This window comes from Marinomonas sp. S3726, assembly GCF_000967665.1.
Taxonomy (GTDB): domain Bacteria; phylum Pseudomonadota; class Gammaproteobacteria; order Pseudomonadales; family Marinomonadaceae; genus Marinomonas.
This window is the reverse complement of the sequence record NZ_JXYC01000032.1, coordinates 103,577-127,363: the sequence shown is the minus strand read 5'-3', so window position 1 is coordinate 127,363 and position 23,787 is coordinate 103,577. Positions and strand designations below refer to the sequence as shown.

The 23,787-nt window shown below is 44.2% G+C and carries 3 protein-coding genes; all 3 read left to right on the top strand.

The genetic code is table 11. The features are described from left to right. Positions 1-16: 16 nt before the first annotated feature. Genes TW85_RS21345 through TW85_RS21335 form a run of 3 tightly spaced genes read left to right on the top strand, consistent with a single transcriptional unit; the run spans position 17 to position 23,765 of the window. Positions 17-9,997, top strand: coding sequence for a non-ribosomal peptide synthetase (locus TW85_RS21345; RefSeq protein WP_238326276.1), 9,981 nt, complete (start codon positions 17-19; stop codon positions 9,995-9,997). A gap of 14 nt (positions 9,998-10,011) precedes the next feature. Next, positions 10,012-19,701, top strand: coding sequence for a non-ribosomal peptide synthetase (locus tag TW85_RS21340; protein WP_046019172.1), 9,690 nt, complete (start codon positions 10,012-10,014; stop codon positions 19,699-19,701). After that, on the top strand, positions 19,698-23,765 hold the full coding sequence (locus TW85_RS21335) for an amino acid adenylation domain-containing protein (protein ID WP_046019171.1): 4,068 nt from the start codon (positions 19,698-19,700) through the stop codon (positions 23,763-23,765). Before TW85_RS21340 ends, TW85_RS21335 begins: the two co-directional genes overlap by 4 nt. The last annotated feature ends 22 nt before the right edge of the window (positions 23,766-23,787 follow it).

Below are 23,787 nucleotides of genomic sequence, written 5' to 3'. Positions count from 1 at the left end.
GACTATGAAGAACCTAATGACTTCAATTTCTCATGCATCACCAGAAATGAATGCTTTGTCGAATAAAATTGAATCGATTTACCCACTTGCCCCTATGCAAGAAGGCTTGTTATTTCATACCTTGATGAACCCTGAACAAGGTATGTATCTACTACAATATCGCCACGTTATGGAGATGGAATCTCTTGATTTTGAGGCGTTTCAGCGAGCTTGGAATGCGGTAGTACAGCGTCACGAACTGCTTAGAACGGCATTTGTCTGGAAGCAACAAAAGCGTCCTTTGCAAGTTGTTTTTAAAGACGTTGATTTACCTGTTGAGTTAATGGATTGGCGTGGTGTCAGTGAGCAAGAGCAGCAACAAAAGTTAGAAGCTCTGTTAGCCCAAGAAAGACAAGAAGAGCTGGACTTTAATAAAGCGCCAGTTATGCGTGTGCGTCTTATTCAACTGGATGAAAAGCGTTATCAGTTTGTCCGTAGCTATCATCATATCTTGATGGATGCTTGGTGCTTCTCATTAATCATGATGGACTTTTTGACTTATTACCGTGCTTTTGCAAAAGGAGAGCTGGTAACACTGCCAAAACCACGTCCTTATCAAGACTTTATTCGTTGGCTACGTGAACAACCTGCTGATACCCACAAAGGTTTTTGGCAGCAAAGGCTCGCTGGTTTTGATGTGCCTACATCTCTTGGTATCCGTGAGCCTAAACAATATTTAGAGGCTGATTCTGTTGTTGACCTTGTCGAGCATCTAAGTGTTGATGACACTGCCAAACTACAAGCTTTAGCGGCACAAAATAAAGTGACGCTTAATACCCTAATACAGGGAGCTTGGGCGTTATTGCTAAACCGATACAGTGGTGAGCAAGACCTGCTTTTTGGTGTGACTGTGGCAGGTCGTCCGACGCATATGGAAGGTATTGAATCCATTGTTGGCTTGTTTATTAATACTTTGCCGCTGCGCTGGAATGTCAGCCCAACCGCTTCTTTAGGTGAATGGCTGCGTGCCTTACAAACTGAAAACCTTGCTTTGCGTGAGCATGAAACCAGCTCCTTAGCTGATATTCAACAATGGAGCGATGTTGAGGGGCAGGATCTATTTCAAAGTTTGTTCGTGTTTGAGAACGCACCAATGGATGCGGGTTTGAGTCAGGAAAACCTTGAGTTTATCGTCCAAAATGCGACTAACAGAACCCATACTAACTACCCAATTACTGTGGTGATTATTCCTGGTGAGTCTCTGCATTTGCAATTGACCTATCAAGGCCAAGACTTCTCCCATGATGCAGTAAGTATCATGTTGGGCCACTTTAAAACCCTATTGCTGTCTATGTTGACGCTTGATTCAAAGGCGACTTTGAGTCAATTGCCTATGTTGCAAGCCGAAGAAGTCGAGCAGCAAAAACTATGGTCTGAAGGTGACAAGTTTGATTTGGGCGAGAGCTATATTGAGCGTTTTGATGCGCAAGTTAAAGCTAATCCAAATAAAATCGTAGTCAGTGATGGTGAAACAACACTGACCTATGAGTCATTGAATCAACGAGTTAATGCCTTGACTCAGAATTTAATTCAGCAAGGAGTCAAACTAGATAGCGTGGTTGCACTGTTAGGTGAGCGTAATAGCGATTTTCTGGTCATGATCTTAGCGGTACTAAGATCTGGGGCTGCGTATTTACCACTCGATCCTAGTCATCCTTCATTACGTATTGCTCAAGTCTTAAAACAAAGCCGATCAAGCTTAGTATTGGCTAATCGTCAGTTTGAAGGCTTGGCCCTAGAAGCTTTGTCAGAAGGTGCTTTGTCAGAATCTGCCATGTCAGAGAGAGATTTAGATGCTGATAAACCGAGTGTCGCAACCTATGAGGCAGGCGAATGGTCTACTAATTGTGATTCTCCTATAAACAGTGAATTTGTTTTTGATTCTGCTAAAACGCCAGATCATAAGCTGGCTGGGCAAAACCTAGCCTATGTGATTTTCACTTCAGGCTCTACCGGAACACCAAAAGGTGCCATGGTGACCCGAAATGGCATGTTGAATAATATGCTGGGTAAATTTGCGCCTTTGCAATTAACCGATCAGGATGTCATTGCTCAAACTGCCTCTCAGTGTTTCGACATCTCTGTCTGGCAGTTTTTGATTGCGCCTATTCTTGGGGCAAGAGTCGAAATTCTGCCTGATTGTATAAGCCAAGATCCTGCTCGATTAGTCACTGAAATTGATCGTCGTGGTATCACCGTCTTAGAGCCAGTGCCAGCCTTAATTCAAGGCATGCTTGCTACTGAAACACCAGACTCTAAGTTGTCTTTGTCGACACTAAGATGGGTCTTACCAACAGGTGAAGCCTTACCGCCCATATTGGCTCAGCAATGGATAGAGCAATATCCTGCTATTCCTTTAATGAATGCCTACGGCCCGGCTGAGTGTTCAGATGATGTTGCCTTTTATCCTATTGTGGATCGCCTTAGTGACCAAGTACTGCACGTGCCAATTGGTTCTGCAACAGCGAATAACCGTCTTTATTTATTAAGCCCTGACCTTGAGTTGGTGCCAATCGGTGCGATTGGTGAAATTTACGTGGCAGGTACGGGCATTGGTCGTGGTTATCTTAATGAGCCTGAGCGTACTGCAGGTGTTTTCCTACCGAATCCGTTTTCGAATAATGGCGAGCGTTTATATCGTACGGGTGATCTTGCCCGTTACTTAGCAGATGGTAGTTTGCAATATGTAGGGCGAGTCGATTATCAGGTTAAGGTGCGTGGTTATCGTATTGAGTTGGGTGAAATTGAGTCTAGATTGGCTCAGCACCCAGATGTTGATGAAGTGGTATTGCTTGCGGCGAATGACAAAAAACGCGGTAAAGTGCTGGTGGCATACATAGCAGGTGAGACGCTAAATAGTGCTGCAAAAGAGCAGAATGAGCAAAATAACTGGAGCGAACTGCGTGATTTTGTGGCTCAAGGTTTACCTGATTACATGGTACCGAGTGCGTTTGTTTGCTTGCCAAAACTGCCTCGTAATAACAACGGTAAAGTCGATCGTAAGCAGCTACCGAGTGTGGACTTTAACAAACAACTAGGGGCAGGCTATGTTGCGCCTAAAACGGATTTACAAGTGTCCTTATGTGAGACTTGGCAATCGTTGCTTGGCTTGGATCGTATTGGTATCCATGACAACTTCTTTGAGCTGGGTGGACACTCCTTATTAGCCACTCAAATGGCGGGACAATTAACGCGCTTATTGAGCCAAGAGGTGCCCCTTCGAAGTATATTTGAACAGCCGACAATTGCTTTACTGGCGAGCTGGATTGACGCGAATGAGGGGCAAAATGCACTGCCACCACTGAAATCTGCGCAAGAGAATAACAAGCCTTCCAGCCAAAATGAGAATGTAAAACTCTCTTGGTCACAACAACGCATGTGGTTCTTACAGCAATTGGACCCAGAAAGTGCCGCTTACAATTTACCGGCAGCGATTCGAGTTCATAAAACGGTTGAAGGCAAAAAACTCAGTGTGACTGTGGCTGAGCAAGCCCTGAATAGTATTATTTCTCAGCATGATATTCTGAGAACTCACTTTGTCGTTGAGCAGGGTGAACCTGTTCAGGTGATTTCACCAAAGGGTGACATTTCAATTTCTGTATCGCACCTAGAAACAGAGAATGAATCCTTATCTGAATCTGCAGTCTTAGATAAAGCGCTCAAAGCGGATGCCATGCAGCCGTTTTCATTGGATCAAGGTCCTTTGTTACGTGTGAGTTTGTATGAGCTTGAGCACAGCCAAGTGTTGGCATTTAACTGTCATCATATTATCGCTGACGCTTGGTCTTTGCGTCTTTTGGTTGACCAGTTCTGCAAAATTTATCAAACCATTGTGAATGACCAAGCCGTTGCTTTGGTAGCCCCAGAATTACAATACTCAGACTATGCACTTTGGCAAAGAGAGCTGATGGATGATGGCCATTTAGAATCGCAACTAGACTACTGGAAAACGCAGCTTCAGCCAAAAGAGCAGTCGACGCCTGATGAGTCATTAGCACTGCCTGTTTTATCCCTTAGTAGCGACTATCCAAGACCAGAACAGCCAAGTGGAGAAGGCAAACGTTATGTGACCACCTTGTCAGCGAGTATTGCCCAAAAGCTGACTGACTTTGATCGCACGGCAGGGCGCAGTCATTTTGCCTCTACCATGGCGGCATTCCAGTTGCTATTAGGTGCTTACAGTGGTCAAAAAGATATTCTGATTGGTGTGCCAGTGGCTAACCGTCACCATGCACAGACACAAGATATATTTGGTTGCTTCATTAATACCTTGGTACAGCGCGCTGATCTAACGCCGACTCAAAGTGTTGAGCAGTTAATTGAATCGATTGTCGAGCAGGCGCAACAAGCCCAAGCGAATCAAGACTTGCCTTTTGATTACTTGATTGACCAGTTGGGCGTTGATCGTCAGACAAGCTATAACCTGCTATTTCAATCCATGTTTAATTACCTGTCTGGTAAGGCGCTAGATCAATTAGATCTTGGTGGCCTTGAGGTAGATGCCATAGATAACCGTCCAGAAACGGCATTATGTGATTTTAAACTGGATGTACAGGCCCATGAAGGGACATTTAATTTAAGCTTTGAATACAGTACTGAGTTGTTCCATCCAGATACGGTTATTCGTATGGCGAATGACTTTGAGCGTATTTTGGAATGGATGCTTGAGAACCCAGAGTCTGAGCTGACTCAAATGGATTTATGGCAACCGGCTGCTGCTGAGATATTAGACGTTGAGTTGACTCCTAAGGCCAAGAGTGTTTTGAGTCAGTTTGCAGAGCAGGTTAGAAATCAGCCTGATGCTATTGGTGTTCAAGGTGGAGAAGCGGGTTCAAGCCCGCTTACTTATGCCACGCTTGATAAGCATAGTGATCGTTTAGCGATTCAGTTACAGAAATCAGGCATCAAACAAGGTGATCGAATCGCTCTTTGTGTCGACAGAGATCAACATATGTTGGTGTGTATCTTGGCGGTGCTTAAGTCTGGTGCTGCCTATGTGCCGATTGAACCTGAATGGCCAGCAGATCGTATGGCTTATGTTTTAGCGCACTCAAGCCCAACGCTCTGTTTGGTGAATGGGAAATATCAAAGCAAGGTAACAGAGCTTCAGCCTGAGTTAGCTTGTTTGGCTATAGGTGCTGAGACTTGGGTTGAATTAGCCAATGATGGTAACGATAGCCAAGTAACAGAAGAGCAACGGCTGATTCAGACAGAAAAGCCAGATCAACTGGCTTATATTCTGTACACATCAGGGTCAACAGGGCGACCGAAAGGGGTGGAGATCAGTATCGATAACCTTGGGCATTTATGCCGTGAGTTATCAGGCCGTGTTCCGCTTTCTGCGAAGGACAAGGTACTGTCTCTGACAACCTATTGCTTTGATATTTCCATTGTTGAGCTCTTGTATCCATTGACACAGGGCGCCAGCATCTTGGTCGCAACCAATGAACAAGCGAAAGATCCTCGTCTCTTGGATCAGTTGCTTGATGCGTCTGCAAATCACACCCCTGTCAGCTTAATGCAAGCAACACCTGCCACTTGGAGTATGTTGTTAGCTCGCTCTCGTCGCTCCCTTGATGGGGTGACGGCAATTGCTGGTGGTGAAGCCTTGAGCGCAGAACTAGGTCGTCAAATTTTGATGCGTGGCGCAAAGCTGATTAATGGCTATGGCCCGACAGAAGTGACGGTTTATTCTACCTTCCATCCTGTCACACTTGCTGATTGTGATGGTGCAACAGCGAGTGTAACGCTACCAATCGGTAAGGCAGTAAAAGGGTTATCTGCCCATGTCTTAGATGGCGCAATGCGTTCTGTGCCTGTGGGTGTAACCGGTGAGCTTTATTTGAGTGGGGACGGTGTAGGTCTTGGTTATCATAAGGCCGCTGACTTAACCGAAAAAGCCTTTGTTGCTAATCCCTATAGCGCTGCACTTGCTGGACATGAACGTTTCTATAAGACAGGTGACTTAGTGAGTCGTCGAGTTGATGGCACGTTAGATTATCTAGGACGAAATGACTTCCAAGTGAAATTGCGTGGATTCAGGATTGAGCTAGGTGAAATAGAAGCCTTGTTGCCTCAACTTGATGGTGTTGATAATGCGGTTGTCTTGTTAGAGGGCAAAGGTGATCAAGCAAAATTAGTCGCTTATTGGAGCGGTGAGCAAGACGAATCTACTGCCTTGCGCGAGCATCTTGCCAAGAGTCTGCCTGAATATATGGTGCCTACTTTGTGGCAATGGCTAGAAGTCTTGCCACAAAATGCCAATGGCAAGGTAGACCGAGCAGCACTACAGACTTTGGCTCTTCCGAGTTTGGCGAGTGCGCAGTCTCAAACCGGCGAGAGAACAGCCCCTCAAAGCCTTTGGGAAAAACGTCTTGCTGGCATATGGAATCAGGTCTTGTTGGGTCGCACTGATGAGCTTGTTGATAAGACTCTTGATAATAACAGTGAGCAAATGGACATTGCCCGTGAAGATAATTTCTTCTCGCTCGGTGGTCATTCCCTATTAGCTGCACGTATTGTGGCGGCTTTGGCAGAAGACTTTGCGGTGGATGTGCCGCTTCGTAGCCTATTTGAAAAGCCGACCTTAATGTCTCTAGCGGCAGAGATTGAGCTGCTTGAACAGTCGACAGATGATAGCCGACCTTTCATTATCCCGTCTCGTAAGATGGCTGAAGCATCATCAGGTGCGAACCTGTTTCCTATGCATGCGACGCAAAAACGTCTTTGGTTCTTAGAAAAGTTCAGCGGTGCAAGCCGAGCTTATCAGCTGACTTTATCTTTAAGAGTGAAAGGTAAGCTTAATTTAACCGCCCTACGACAGGCGCTAGCCGTATTAATGTCAGAGCAAAATAGCCTACGTACTATTTTTGTAGAGCAAGACGGCGACTTGTATCAAGAAGTACTTGCTGGCACAGAGACTTGTCATCTTATGGTACCGCTTAATGTACATACTCTTGATTCGAGCTTGTTTGAACAGGCGAGTGAGACATTATTGGTGGATACTTTGCGTGATTTATCTAATCAAGCATTTACCCCAGAAGAAAAGCCACCATGGCGTTTAGACGTGCTTGAATCTGAGCAAGGTGAAGAGCATGTTTTACAGCTGTGTATGCACCATCTCATTGCAGATGCTTGGTCTTTAAAAGTCTTCTTTGATGAGTTGCAGGCTTTGTATTCTGACTCAGTGGCAGATGTACTCAATATTGAAGAACGTGAATCACTGCCTTATCAATTTGGTGATTATGCAAGCTGGTGGCAAGGTTCTGAAACCCGTAACACGCTTCAGCAGCAGCTTAACTATTGGAAAGAGAAACTAGCAGGCGAGCAGCCGTTATTGGACTTGCCGACGGACTTCCCTCGACCAAAACAGTTGAGTTCTGAAGGTCAGCGTTATCGTTTCAAGTTACCTGAGAATCTGGTGGCTCAGCTAAAGCAGCAAAGTTCACAACGTCAGGTGACAGCCTTTGTTCCTTTACTTAATGCATGGCAGTTATTGCTGTCTCGTCACAGTGGCCAAGATGATATTCAGATTGGTATCCCAGTGGCGAATCGTCAACAGGCTTATAGCGGCAAATTAATTGGCTATTTTGCCTCTACCCAAGTGGTTAAAGCGCCACTTACGTTACAGGATAGTGTGGAAACAAGCTGGGAGCGTCTACAGCAAACTCTGACAGAGGCGCAGCAAAATCAGGATCTTCCTTTTGAACAGCTGGTTGAAGCACTTGATTTACCAAGAGATAACGGCCGTGCACCTTTGTTCCAGTCTCTATTTAATCTGATTCAATTGGATTCAGATTCTCACTTTGCTGGCTTCACTACTGAACGAATCAAGTTAGATGAAGGTACAGCGTTGAGTGAAATCGGAATGCAGATTGAGCAAGGCGAAAGTGAATGGTTCTGTGTGTTGGAATACAGCAGCGAATTATTCCTGCAAGACACCATAGCGCGTTACGCTCGCCACTATCTAAACCTGTTGAAAGGCATGCTGTCTGAGCCGCAAAAACGCTTATGTCAAATAGAGATATTGTCCGAATCAGATGGCCATTTAAATGGCAATTTAGACGAGACGTTAGGACAAGGCTTTAATGATACAAGCGGTGAGCTGAAAGACGATTATGACTTGGTCCGTCGTTTCGAATCACAGTTGGAAAGCACGCCAGAGGCGATCGCTATTCGCTTCCATGATGAATCTATGAGTTATCGTCGCTTAAATTCTGAGGTTAATCAACTTGCTCATTATCTGATGGATAAAGGGGTAAGGGCAGAGCAAAAAGTGGCTATCTTGCTTGATCGTGGCCCGCTAGTGCTGATTGCTCATCTAGCTGTATTAAAGGCTGGGGGGGCTTATGTTCCACTTGATCCTGCTCAACCTGCAGAAAGGCTGAGTTATATCTGTCAGCATGCAAAACCTAGTTTGTTAATCACTCAGAAAGAAAACAGTGGTTTGGTTGACTCTAGTGTTGATGTACTTTCTCTGAACTCCCTTCCTAGTGAAGGTGGTTTAGCCTTCAATCAAGAGGGTGTTTTGATCAATCATGATTGGAATCTAAACCCATCTAGAAGCATTCACTATAGCCAATTAGCCTATGTGATTTACACCTCGGGCTCTACGGGTAAGCCTAAAGGGGTGGCTATTAGTCGAGGTAACTTAGCGAACTTCCTTCATGGTATGGGACAAAAAATCGCCATTTCTGAAACGGATTCTTGGTTGGCGGTTACGACTACCTCATTTGATATTAGTGCCCTCGAAATCTACTTACCGCTATTACAAGGTGCGACGCTCTTGTTAGCTGATAGCCAGCAAACTATGGACGTTGATGCTTTGTTTGAGCTGCTCAGTCAAGCCACAGTCTTTCAGGCGACGCCGACAACTTGGCAAATGCTATTGACCAAGAATGACGCTGTTTGGCCAGCATTGAAAGGCATTGTTGGAGGAGAGGCAGTACCTAACTATCTGGCTAAAAAGCTGATGGAAAAAGGTGTCACTCTAGTCAATGCCTATGGGCCAACTGAAACCACAATATGGTCAACGACTCTTTCGTTCAATGAGAAAGGTGTTGTTGAAAAAGGCATAAGCGAAGACGGTGTGGCTGCCATTGGTACGCCTATTCTGAATAACCGCTGTTACATATTGGATGATCATTTGCAGCCTGTGCCACTTGGTGCAACCGGTGAATTGTATATAGCGGGTGAAGGTGTGGCACGTGGTTATCAAAATGCCCCAGATCTTACTGCGAGCGTCTTTATGCCAGACCCATTTAGCCAAGATGGCTCACGTTTATATAAAACGGGCGATCTTGTGCGTCTTGGTGTGAATGGCGTGCTTGAATACATTGGTCGCAGTGATTTTCAGATTAAGGTTCGTGGCTTCCGTATCGAGCTTGGTGAGATTGAAAACAGCTTGCGCAAATTTGAGGGCGTGTCTGAGGCTGTTGTCGTTGCAGATGATAAACAGCGTTTAGTGGCCTTCCTGCAAACACAAGAAAGTATCTCCAGCCTAACCATGCGTGAACGATTAGAGGCTGAGCTACCTGCTTACATGGTGCCTTACCAGTGTGTTTGTGTGAGTGAGTTTGTCCTTAACAGTAACGGTAAAATTGATCGTAAAGCGTTGACTTCTCAAGCCTCAGAACTTGAGATTCAAAGCACATCAAATATGGCGCAAAGCCGCGCGCTAGAAGGGGATGTTGAACACTGTCTTGCTGATATTTGGCAGGCATTACTTGGCACCTCACCAAGAGCAGAAGATAGCTTCTTTGCACTAGGTGGTCACTCTTTACTGGCTATGCAAATGATCGCGAAAGTGGAAGCCGAGTTTGGCATTCGTTTGGCACTGCAATCCCTTTTTGAGAAACCGACAATTGCTGCATTAGCAGAACAAATTACTGGCTCTGATGAGCAACAAGATGATGAGCTGGACTTTATGGATCAGTTGCTCAGTGAATTTGAAGATTAGGAATACTTTTTGATATGAAACAAACACGCTATTTAGACATCGCGAAACGTTTAGCGAGCCTTCCTAAAGAAAAAAGGCAATTATTTCGTGAAAAACTTGCCCAACAAGGTATTGATAGTTGGCAACTACCTATTGTACCGACAGAGCAATCGGGCACACAATTGTCATTGGCTCAGCAGCGCTTTTTAGTTGCAGAACAGATGTCAACTAGGGCGCTGTATAACCTTTGCTCGGTACTGCGATTTGATAATGGCTTAAATATAGAGGCACTAACGCAAGCCATTACAGCCCTTATTGAGCGTCATCAAGTATTACGCACTCGATACATTATGGATGATAGGGGAAGCTGGACACCTGAAGTGATACCAGCACCTAACTTATCATTAGCGCCAAAAGCCGTTTCCTTGGCGAATGATATTGCACTGAAAAACTGGTATCAAACACAGTATGAGCAAGAACTTGAGGTGCCTTTTGACCTAGGTAATGAACACCCCTTAAGAGTCGAGCTTTATCAAGTGTCCTTGGAAGATGAGTCCTTTGAAGATGTCTCTTTGAAAAATAGCTCTGAGACTGATGATAATGTGAGTTATTGGGTGTTCTTCACCATACATCATGTGGCCTTCGATGCTTGGTCATCTCAGCAATTAAATCAGGAACTTAGCTTACTTTATAGTGCTGCAGTAGACAGTAAGAGCACTCAGGGTGAGGCATTGCAATTACCTGAGCTGGCGATTCAATATTCGGATTATGCCAGTTGGCAAGCTGAATGGCTGGAAGGGGATGATTATCAGCGCCAGTGTGATTATTGGAAGCAAAACTTAGAGGGCGCCCAAAGATCATTAGCTTTACCTTTTGACCGTACACGCAAACCCAATCATGAACGCAGTTATGCAGGTGCTGTGCAAGGGATTACCTTGCCCCATGAGTTTTCAGAGTCCCTACGAAAAAGGGTCAATGACACCAATAATACCCTGTATATTTATTTTCAAACGGCTTTTAGCTGGTTGTTATCAAGCTACAGCCAACAAACCGATTTTTGTTTTGGTAGTTCTGTTGCAAGCCGTGGTCGAGAAGAACTTAGACCCTTGGTCGGGCCTTTATTAAATACGCTCGTATTGCGCCAACAGTTGGATGCTAATCCGAGTTTTGATGAGGCGTTGAAGCGCACTCAAACCGTGACAGCCGGTGCCTTTGATAATCAAGATTTACCGCTTGAGCAGTTACACGACTTGCTTAAATCTGATGACGAAAAAGTAGCAGAAGCGGCCCAGTCTCTGTTTCAAGTCATGTTTGTCCATGTGGCATTGCCTGACAGTCAGAGTGTTAGCTTACCTGGTACACAAGTTGATATCATAGTGCCAGAGCAGCGACATGCACGCTTTGATTTAACCTTACGAGTGTTGGAGCCATCAGGCGGTGATATTCGCCTTGAGATGGAGTATAGCGCTGAGCTGTTTGATGCGAAAACAGTGGCTCGTTTGCTTAATCATCTAGAACAGATATTAGTGCAGACTTTAGCTAAGCCAATGATACGTTTATCTGAGGTTGCATTGACATCAGGCTTAAGTCATCAGCTTGGCGAGACCTTATCTCATAAGGCTCAATTGATGAATCAGGTGATGGGACATTGGTCAAAGTCTGAACACAATGGGCGTATTGCGCTCGATACTGGCAAGCAACAAATTACCTATCAAGCACTTGATAAAGTTGTGACAAACCTTGTGGTTCAGCTTAATCAAAAAGGCATCAAAAAAGGCGATAACGTTGCCATCTTAATGCCAAGAGAAGCACGTCAAATAGCCAGTTTACTTGCTTGTTGGCGTATAGGCGCCATTGCTTTGATGTTAGATCCAAGACAGCCCGAGCAAAGACTTAAAGACTTGGTAGAAGAGTCAAATACTTCATTAGTGATTCACGCCCTGTTGCCAAGTGATGCTTCTTACTCTGAGCACACTAAGTGGCTATTTAGTATCGAAAATGGGCAAAGTGAAGGTGTTTCTAGCCTTTCATTGGCCCCATGGAATGACTTAAACGTACAAAGTGATGAGACTGCTACCGCTGATATCTCGGTTCTTGACCTTGCTTCTGAGGGCATAGCACCTGAAGACATTGCTTACATTCTTTATACCTCTGGCTCAACAGGCAAACCAAAAGGCGTATTAGTTTCTCATGGTGCACTAGCCCATTATTCAGCAGCTATCTCTCAAGCGGTTCTTTCTGTAGAGGATGGGCGTTGGTTAACGCTGGCGACCGTGGCAGCAGATTTGGGCTTAACCTCTGTGCTAGCAGCACTTTATCAGGGGCAAACCTTATTGCTACCAGAAGAAGAGCTTGCTTTTAATCCACCTGAATTAGCGGAATTTTTACGTCAGCATCCAGCGGATTATCTAAAAATTGTACCTTCTCATTTGAAAGGTCTACTGAGTGTCTCTTCTCCAATTGACATATTGCCAAAGCGTGCCTTGATCAGTGGTGGTGAAGGGATGGATGAGGCCTTATTAAATCAGCTTCATAGCCTTGCGCCAGACATGGCAGTCTTCAACCATTACGGCCCGAGTGAAACTACGGTCGGCGTGAGTTATATCGAACTGAATGATCAAATTACTGACTCTTTTGAAGGGATGAGTTCGGTTGCGCCTTTGGGTCGAGCTTTACCTGAATCTTGTTTAGAAATTCGCGCTAAAAACGGCGTTTTATTACCTCAAGGGGCAATGGGTGAACTTTGTATTAGCGGTCCGCAACTGGCTAACGGTTACTTTGTAAAAGGGGATGCTCAAGCTCAAACCGCAGCTAAGGATTTGAATGCAGCTTTTGTAGAAAGTGTTGCTAGCTCTTCAAACAGCGCCACAAATCAAAGATATTACCGAACAGGTGATAGAGCTCGCCTTAATAATCAAGGGGTGTTTGAGTACCTTGGCCGATTAGATGATCAAATTAAGCGACGTGGTTATCGTTTAGAGTTAGGTGAAGTCAGTGGTTGGCTGCAAGTTCAGGCTGAGGTTTCTCTAGCTTCTGCGCTTGTGCTTGAACGCAACGGACGATCCTTATTAATTGCAGCCATTGAACTCTCCAATACGCATATAAGCACAGATATAAACACGGATATCAATGAGAGCAAAACAGCCGATGAATTATTGGTTCGTATGAAGTCTGCCATGCCGGATTACATGGTGCCTGATAATCTTGTTTTTGTGGACAAGATAGCGCTTAACGCGAACGGCAAAATAGATCGTAAAAAAGTAATTGATCAAGCTTCTTTTGAATTAGAGAGGCTTCAGTTAGACAAGCTTGATCGGGAAGAGCAACAAAATAAGCCATCATCCACTGATACAGGAATGCAAAGTGATGCTTTGCAGATGAATGTTAACCAAACCTTATTAGCGGGTATTTGGTGTCAGTTGCTTGGAATTGATGCGGTTGCTTTAGATGATGATTTTTATGCGCTAGGTGGTGATTCGATTCTAAGCCTTCAACTTATTGGCTTAGCACGACAGCAAGGTGCTGTTTTGACGCCGCTTAATGTGATGAAGCATCGCACCTTGAGGGCAATGGCATCTTGTCTTCCATTACCTGAAGCGGATGTTGAAGACTCTGTGGTAGATCCAGTGGCTATCAAGTTGAGGGATTTATACCGAGATATTTTGAGTAAGGCAGAGCTTGATCATAATGCCGATTTTTATCAAGCCGGTGGTGACTCAATCCTGAGTTTGCAATTAATTGCTCGTGCTCGAACTGCAGGGGTGACCTTGTCTCCTAAATTATTGGCGCAACATAAAACGCCAATGGCTTTGGCTAATGTATTGTCTGACGCTGCTTCTGATAAGGGTGAAACTGCCAAAGACGTTGCTATTGCTTCAATAGATAAGAACCAAGTAGATAAGAGCCAAAAGGCTTCTTCTTTGCAGCAAACTTCGCTTAAGCGAGTCGATAGAAGCCAACCTCAGCCTTTATCTGATGCGCAAAGACGTATCTGGTTTATGCAGCAAATTGCGCCAGAAAGCAGTGCTTGGAATGTAATGCAACGCTTGTCTATCAAGGGTGAGCTGGACCTTAAAGCGCTAGAAGTCGCCTGTCATGCCATTATGAATAAGCATGACATTCTACGTACAAGCTTTATCAGTCAAGATGATCAAGTTGTGCAGCAGGTACTGCCAATTGAGCAAGTAATGAATCAAGTTGATTCTCCTTTTACCTGTCATCAAGTGTCTTACGCTAGTTTGGATAACTTGGTTGAAGAGAAGGAAAATCACGTATTTGATTTAGAAACGGGCTTATTATGGTCCTTGGATGTCTTTTGCTTGCCGGGTACTGATTCTCTTCCTGAGTATCAGCTTTTGATCAATATTCATCATATTGCGACTGATGGTTGGTCAATGGGCTTGTTAGTACAAGAGTTCCTCGCTTTTTACTCGCAAAGCCTTGCGGGTCATTCAGTTGAGCTGCTTGAGTCTAGTCAATCAGAAGGCACTACCTATATTGATTGGGTTGGTTCCAAACAAGCAGAACAAACCTCTGGCGTTGAGTCTTACTGGCTTGAACGTTTAACAGAAATGCCTCAAACGATTTCATTGGCGACAGATTATGCTTATCCAGAAGTGCAAACAGATAATGGCGCCCGAGTAGAAGGTGTTATACCAACTGAGTTAATCGCCCAATTAGATCAGAAAGCGCAAAACTTAAACGTTACTCCATTCCAATTATTGTTTGCCGCATGGAAGTTTTTGTTATGGCGTTATAGTGGTCAAGATGATTTTGCCGTTGGTGTGCCTGTTTCTGGCCGAGATGATTCACAGACTCAGAATATGGTCGGTGTTTTTATCAATACCATGGTGTGTCGCAGTCAAATTGATGCCAGTTTGCCATTAGATGAGTGGTTAGTTGCGACAGCGACTCGCACCATGGAAGACCTTAACGAATCGATTCCGTTAGAGCGCTTACTTGAGATTATGCAGCCAGAACGTAATATGGCGCGACCTGCCTTGTTCCAAACATTGTTTAATTATCAAGTGGATACAAAAGGGCAAAGAAAGCTTGCTTTACCTGGTTTAGCCATCGAAGCCATAGAGCAAACGCACATCAGCAGTAAAAGCGAGCTGAGTTTGAATCTGTTCCGCCAAGACAGTCTTGGGGTTCAGCTTGAATACAATCGAGATGTATTTTCTGAAGCGACAGTGACACAGATTTTTGAAGACTATCAAGCTGTTATCTCTCAAATGGTGGGTGTTGATGGTGCTGTGAGAAAAGCGCTACACGAATTACAACTGCCTTCTATGGCACAAGGCCAAGCGCAAGGTGCTGTTTACTCAGTAAACTCGCAAGATGCTTTCATTCAACGTTTTGAAGTCCAAGTTGAAGCGACGCCAGATGCATTAGCCTTACAGGCTTGTGATAGAGCGCTGTCTTATCGAGAGTTAAACCATGAGGCAAATCGTTTAGCCCATTGGTTGATAGGGCAAGGTGTGAGAAAAAATGGCATATCAGAACCCTTATCTGAACCTTTAGTCGCACTTTGCTTGCCAAGAAATAGTCAGCTTTTAGTGGCTCTTTTAGCTATTCAAAAAGCCGGTGCAGCCTATGTGCCACTCGATCCAGCTCAACCAAAAGCGCGTTTATCTATGATAGCTGAGCGTTCGGGTGCAACACTTTGTTTATGTGACAGCACCACGATTCAGACATTCGAAGCGTTAGACGTTGATAGTTTAACTCCGATTAGTTTGGATGCGCTCACTGAAGAATTATCGACTCAATCAAATCTTAATACCGCGCTAGTCGTGCCGGAGCAGTCTCTTGCTTACACCCTATATACATCGGGTTCGACTGGTGTGCCAAAAGGAGTGCAGCTTGAGCGTCGTCAATTTGCGAACTTTTTGCGAGCGATGGAGCGTGTTTTACCGCCTTTCAATAAAGTCTTAGCACTCACCACAATTACCTTTGATATTGCAGGACTAGAGCTTTTCTTACCGCTTGCCAATGGGGCCGCTGTTATTTTGGCTGATGAGGACGCGCGTCGTGATGGGGAGCAAATTGGTCGCTTAATATTAGAGCATGATATTGATTTGATACAGGCAACGCCGTCTGGTTGGCGCTTGTTAGATGAGGTGTCGGATGATGCATTATCTAATGTCGTGGCGCTCGCGGGTGGTGAGGCATTAGACAGTGAGTTGGCAAGCAAGCTAAAACGTCAATGTCGAGATTTGATTAATGTCTATGGACCAACAGAAACGACAGTTTGGTCATCCTCTTACTTGGTACAAGATACATCTTTGCCACTGACACCCATTGGCGCACCTTTGTTGAATAATGATTTGCATGTACTGGATGCGCAATTACAACCTGTTCCACAGGGTGTCATTGGTGAGTTGTATATTGCAGGGGAAGGCGTTGCTCGAGGTTATCAAGGGCAAGCGGATTTAACCGCAGAACGCTTTTTACCAAATCCATTTGGTGATGGGGGTCGCTTGTATCGCACAGGTGATCTGGTTAAACACTTGGCAGATGGCACCTTGTATTTTGTTGGACGAGTGGATCAGCAGGTGAAGTTAAGAGGATTTAGAATTGAGCTGGGTGATATTGAGGCCGCACTTTTAACTAATCCAAATATTAAACAAGCTGCCGTTACCATTGAAAAAGAAAGACTGATTGCTTGGTGTGTTGCTGTGCCTACTTCAGAGCCTAGCTCAGAGTTGGATTCTCATTCAGCTTTTGAGTCCTTAGAAACCATCAAAAAACTACAAGCTGAATTAGCCTTAATTTTGCCAGAGTACATGTTGCCACAAGGGTATGAATGGCTATCGTCTTTGCCGTTAAATGCCAGTGGCAAAGTAGATAGGAATGCACTGTCTAAACGTGAGCTTTCTGTCACAAGCCAGTTTGGTTTAAATGAGGTAAGTGAGAAAGCGTTAAATGATCAAGCTGAGCAAGCTTTGACCCAATACGAAGTCATTGTCAGTGATATTTGGACGGCGTTACTGAACTTAGAGACAGTAAATAAGCAAGATCACTTTTTCAATCTTGGTGGTCACTCACTGATGGCTGCACAGGTGCGTTCTCGTTTGCGTGCTCAAGGTTATGACGTATCGCTGAAAACTTTGTTTGAAACACCTATTTTGAGCGAGTTAGCAAAGCACCTGTCTTTGCTTTCGCATCACGTTTCTGATCAGTCTATCCCATTAGTACAACGTCAAGAAAAGATGCCATTATCAGATGCGCAGCGTCGACTTTGGTTTATGCAACAACTGAAGAAAAATGATGCAAGCTTCAATATGAGTAGTGTGGTCGAGCTGGCGCTTCAATTAGACGACAAACCGCAAGGTAAGTCAGAAGCGGAACTAGGAAAAACAGTAACTAATGGACTGAATACGGATGCTATTCAAGCAGCGCTTTATGCTGTTACAGAGCGCCACGAAATTTTACGCGTTACCTACCATGCGGATGCCAATGGCGAAGGGTATCAGCGTGTTGATTCTGATTTAACCCCTGCTTTTTCTGTTGTTGACCTTACTGCTGAAGGTCCTGTTCAACGTGAAGTGATAGTGGGTGATTTGATCCTTGAAGCATCAAATACGCCATTTGATTTAACTGCTGAAAGCCCTTTACGACTTGTACTCTACAAACTAAGTGAAAGCCGTTGGTTAGTACAGCTGGTGCAGCATCATATTGCCTCAGACGGTTGGTCAATGGCTTTGCTGATTAATGATCTTATTGAGGCTTATCAGCAAGCTATTCAGGGCCAAAGTGTGGCTTTAGCAAGCTTGCCTGTTCAATATTTGGATTACGCCGCTTGGCAAGGCAGCGAAGAGGTCCGTGCCAAACAACAAGCAGGGCTAGACTACTGGCGTCGCCACCTGACGGGGATGCCAGAGCAATTGGCGCTACCTTTAGATCGCTCTCGTACTGCAACCGCTGGAGACCAGGGGGGCGCGGTAGATTTGCTTATTCCTGAGGCATTAACCGCATCGCTTAATCAGTTAGCGAATGAGCAAGGTTGTTCCTTGTTTATGCTGCTGATGGCCGCTTATACGGCGCAACTGCATCTAGAAACAGGATCACAGGATATCGTAATGGGAACAGATGTTGCCAACCGTGATCATGGCGATACGGAGAACATTATTGGCTTCTTCGTCAACCTAATCGCACTGCGTATGAAGCCTAATTCAATGCATTCTTTCGAAGATTATCTACAGCAGGTTCGTCAAGTTTGCCTTGAAGGTTTTAGCTATCAAGATACTCCATTTGATCGTGTTGTCGAAGCGGTACAGCCTGCCCGTATACAGGGAAGTCACCCACTAATACAAGCGCTGTTAGTGATGCAAAATACACCTAATGCACGACAGGATTTAGGTGATTTACAAGTCACTCCAAGAATGAATGTTCAACAGCATTCTAAATTTGATATGGCTTTGTTTGCCAGTGAAGAAACGACGACTAAGGGAGAGCAGCTGGCATTACGCTGGGTGTATCGAACGTCACTTTTCGAAACTTCGACAATGGAGCGTTTAGGCCGTGATTTACTCGCCTTGCTTGAGAATATTGTCAAAAACATCAATGTGCCTCTTCTGTCTTTAAAACGAAGTGCTTTAACAAAAAATGCAGACGGTAACCCTAATATGGACACAAAATCTCCAACAAAACGTAAGCTAAACAAGCTTAGTAAAATGAAAAAAACCAAAGAGGCGCCAGCGGTGAAAGTGCCTCTTGTGAGTACTCGCCCTTTAAATGATGACGCACCTTTTCCTTTGTTAGTGGAGAGCAATGAAAAAGGTCTTGATCCTAATGTATGGGCACAAGCTAACCAAGCTCTGATTATGGAATGGTTAGAAGTGCATGGTGGTATCGTATTCCGTGGCTTCAATTTGCCAACACCCGTTGAGTTTGAGCGTTTCTGCGAGGGGATTTACCCCGAGTTATTTGGACAATACGGGGATCTTCCAAAGAAAGAAGTGGGTGAGAAAATCTATCAGTCGACACCTTATCCCAATGATCAAATGATCATGTTCCATAACGAAAGTTCTCATCAGCATAAGTGGCCTCGTCGACAATGGTTCTACTGTGAGATTGCGGCTGAATCAGGCGGTTGTACGCCGATTGTGGATTGCCGTGCCTTATACCAAAAATTACCAGAAGCTGTGCGTAAGAAGCTACAAGAAAAACAGCTTAAATACGTCCGTAATTTTAGTGGCTTGGATGTGAGCTGGCAGCATTTCTTTAAGACAGAAGATCGCGCTCAGGTTGAAGCTATTTGTCGTGAGGGCAATATCGAATTTGAATGGTATGGAGAAGATACTTTACGTATTAGTCAGGTATGTCCTGCTGTGATCAGCCATCCTGTGACGGGTGAAATGAGCTTTTTTAATCAAATACAGTTGCACCATTATAGCTTCTTGGAGGCTGATATTCGTGAGCATTTCTTGTCTGTTGCAGGAGAAGAAGGTTTACCTCGCAATGTTTATTACGGGGATGGTGAACCATTAGAGCAAGCAACCGTTGATTTAATTAGCGAGTTATACGAAGCCAATGCAGTGCGTTTCGATTGGCGTCATGGTGATGTTGTTATGTTGGATAATATGTTGGCAGCTCATGCTAGAGACCCGTTTGAAGGGACGCGTAAAATGGCCGTTGCTATGGGGGATATTTACCATAGAGAGCAGCTAGAAGAAAAGGTTAATGCTGAGGCCCAAACTCAGGTTAAGGAAGAAGTATTATGAGCTACGACAATAATCAAGCGGGTGTCGCACTTACTTATCAACAAAGTCTTATAGTGAAGGGTGATGAGTCGCCAAAATATAGACGCTTCTGGTTAAACCTTGGGGATGCTGTCTCAGATGAGGTTGAATCACGTCTTCGTATCTTGGTGGAAAACCAGCAAGCTTTAACGACAGATTTTAGTATACCTGAGGGTTTCAATGTCTTGCGTCAACAGGTTCAGGCGGCGCGTGTAAATTGGTCTCTTGTTCAAAATGATGATGTTAATAATGGCATTACTAATGGTGACATTAACAACAGCGCATCGACTGACAAAAAAGTACAACTCGAAGTGAAAGCTGAGCAAACTTTTGCAGCAGAGAAGCCGCATTTATTGGCTTGGTTTGTGCAAGCTTCAGAATGGGAAGATAGCCAAAATAGATTACTTCTTATTGGTTCAGAACTTGTGCTGGATGAAGGGACGGCAGCGCGTATTCGTGAAGTGCTAATAGGCGATCGTGAAGCGGATATTGAGCCAGAAATGCAGTATTTAGACTATGCAAACTGGATTAATGAACTGCAAGAAGATGAAGATGCGGCGGATGCCGTGTCTTTCTGGAAAGGCTTTCAGTGGCAGGATCTGCCTGGTATTGAGCTGAACGAACGTCTAGCCAGTTTTGACAGAAATCTAGAGAAAAGCGTTGAAGGAAAAACAGAAAGCAAAGCAGCAAGTGTGCGAGTGCCTTTCTCCCAGGAAATGCAAAACCTTCTAGTGCAAAAATCTGAGACAATGGAGGTTGAGCCACAGACGATTGGGTTAATCACATGGGCCGCATTATTGCAAAGAGTCAGTGGTCGAGAGCAATTCCAACTAAGTCATTATCATGATTGTCGAGACGATTATGAAGAGCTAGACGATTGCTTTGGCTTGGTGCAGCAGAGACTGCCTGTGCCTTTCTACGATATCTCTGCAATGAGCTTGGAAAAAGCACTCATGGGCTTTCAGCCTTTATTAGATGAGCAGGCTGAATATCAAGAATATGTGCAACAGGTGTCTGAGACTGTTGTTAATGCCTATTCGGTGAATTTTCAATTTGTGACGCAATCTAGTCTTGGGAATCTTGAAACTAGCGCGTACCTGCCTAAAGGGGATGCATTACAACTACAGCTTGTTGCCACAGAAAGTGGGGCTGGTGAATGGGTCCTGACTTATGATGAGAGCAAATACAGCGCTTTATCCATGGTTTGTTTAGTAGAAAGATTACCTGTCATGCTGGAGCAAGCTTTGAGTGCGCCAAATGAGCCTTTGGGTTGCTTGAACGCATTACTTGAGAGTGAGCAAAACGCACTTGTTAGCTCTTATGTACATGATGCTGATGATAAAGCACATGACCTGACATTAGGTTTAGTTGAGAGCATCCGTCAACATGCCTCACATAATCCAGATGCGCCAGCGTTAAGAGAGGGGGATAGCTTATTAAGTTATGCAGATTTAGATCGCCAAAGTGATCTTGTTGCAACGAATTTAGTAAGAGTGGGAGTAAAAACAGAAACAGTTGTCGCCTTGTGCTTGCCTCGTAGCGCTGAGCTGGTTCTTGCTATGTTAGCTGTGTTGAAATCAGGCGCTGCGTATTTGCCGATTGATCCTGAGTTACCTAAGGCGCGTATCGAAAGTATTTTGAACGATGCTAAAGCCGTTGTGATTGTCACATCTGATGTAGCTCAGAGCAATTTAGATCAGGCAGTTAAAGCCTCTGCAGATGTCTTACTCAAAGAAGGGCATGAAAGTGAAGTGATGGCTTGGTCTCAGCTTGTTACAGAAATACCTTATGAAGAGACTGTGGCTCTCACTGATACATTGTCGCTTACTTTAGCGAATATAAAACCCAGTAATCTTGCCTATTTGTTATATACCTCTGGTTCAACAGGAAAGCCAAAAGGCGTTCAAGTCACCCATGAAAATATTCTTCACTATAGTCAATCTGCGATTAGGGCATTAGAGCTACCTAAAGAAGGGCACTATGGTCTTGTTTCTTCTTTGATGGCGGACTTAGGCAATACCATGTTGTTTCCTGCTTGGTTACAAGGTGGATGTGTGCATCTTATTGGGCGTGAAGAAAGTACCGACGCTACCGCTTTGGCCAAGTATTATGAACAATCTCCATTAGATTGTCTGAAAATTGTTCCTTCTCATCTATCGGCGCTATTGAGTGGTTCTGATGCGAGTGCTTTATTACCAAAACAAGTTTTAGTGCTAGGTGGTGAGCGAATCAGTGATGGCCTTTTGGCTCAATTAAAAGCGTATCAAGATGATGAGTTAATGAGTTGTAAGCTGTTTAACCATTATGGCCCGACCGAAACGACAGTAGGGGTATTGTGGAATGAAGTTGATTTAGATACGGGTGATGCTGCTCTCGGGGGGGTTATGGGAGATACGCAAGTTTACCTTTTAGATCAGTCAATGACCCCTGTGATATCTGGACAAGTTGGTGAGCTGTATATTGCTGGGTCTAACCTAAGTCGAGGTTATTTGAATGCCTCTGATCTTACTTCGGACCGTTATCTTCCAAACCCCTTTGTTGCTGGTGGACGCTTTTATCAATCGGGTGATCTTGCCATGCGTCGCGCAGATGGCAGTATTGATATTCTTGGTAGAGCGGATCAGCAGGTTAAAATTCGTGGATTTCGTTTGGAGTTGGAAGAAATTGAATCACTTCTAGCATCTCATCAAACTGTCCAGCACAGCTCAGTATTACTACAAGGAGAGGGGGATCAAGCGCATTTAGTCGCCTTTGCTGTACCTTATGTGGGCGGTGTTCTAGATGAAGAGGCTCTTAAAGTTTGGTTGGCAGAGCAGCTGCCTGATTATATGGTACCGACTCAGTTAATTGGCGTTAAATACCTGCCTTTGAATGCGAATGGCAAAGTGGATAGACACAATTTGTTAGAGCAAGCGCGACAAAAATCTCTTCGTACTTATGTGGCACCTCGTAATGATACTGAGCAAACACTCTGCGAGTTATGGCAAGAGATTTTGCAGCAACCTAGTATCAGTGTGACGGATAAGTTTTTTGATATTGGTGGTCATTCCCTTGCTGCGATTAAAGTGGTTGCTCGTATGAGACAAATTTTTGCTCAGGAATTTCCAACAGATTTACTGTTTCGTAAACAAAGTGTTGAAGCACTTGCTGAGTTTATCGGTGAAGCATCAAGTCATGAAAAGCCCTCTGAATCTCGCCTAGTAGAAATAAGTCGCAGTGAAGAGTCTGACGTTTCAATTGTGGTGATGCATTCCCACGGTGGTCATGTGAACTACTATGAGCCACTTTTTGAAAACTTAACAGGCAAGGCCAACATTTATGGTGTCTTGTCTAATCCTGAGCTGTTATCAAGTGCAGAGGAAAGTGATTTTGAAAACCTCATGGATGACTATGCTCAGCAATTTAATGCCCTTAAAGGTGAAAAAATTGTATTGGCAGGTTGGAGTTTAGCAGCTCGTCATATGATGCTTTTAACCCACAGATTACAAACAGAAGGGTTTGATATTAAGGCTGTTTCTATTATTGATTATGACCCATTGCAAACCTTAGATAATCAAGATGATGACCTTGTGCAGATAAAAGCCGATTTAGAGCACTACCTCGCAATTCATAATGGGCATTATGATGCGAAAAAACTCGATCTTTTAGTTAATGATTTAACAACAAAAGCATCCGCTACTGCTGATTATAAGCATGTGCTTAAAGAAGCCCTTGATAACCCTGATGTTCAACAGTTACTAGGAGAGGAGTTACCAACGGATTGGGTTTATCAGACTGTGTTGCAGCGCTGGGTTTTGAAAAAAATCTTCTATGCACAAGCTATTCCAGTTGTTAATGTGCCGCTTTGGGTTTGGTGCAGTGATAATAATATCTCAGGAATAGAGGCATGGCGTGCCTTTACCTCAGATAAAGTCATAGGAAACAATATCTTGTCAGATCATTTTAGTATTTTGTTTTCAAACGAAATGGCGCAGCAATTGCTGACATTAGTTGATGAGATTCAGCTAACTAAGCCTGTTAACGATTTAGAAAAAGAGAGTGCCTAATGTTGGTATACAGAGGAGAGTT

Coding starts and splice junctions, on each gene's coding strand:
- TW85_RS21345 (WP_238326276.1), top strand. CDS start 17: ATGACTTCAATTTCTCATGCATCACCAGAAATGAATGCTTTGTCGAAT.
- TW85_RS21340 (WP_046019172.1), top strand. CDS start 10,012: ATGAAACAAACACGCTATTTAGACATCGCGAAACGTTTAGCGAGCCTT.
- TW85_RS21335 (WP_046019171.1), top strand. CDS start 19,698: ATGAGCTACGACAATAATCAAGCGGGTGTCGCACTTACTTATCAACAA.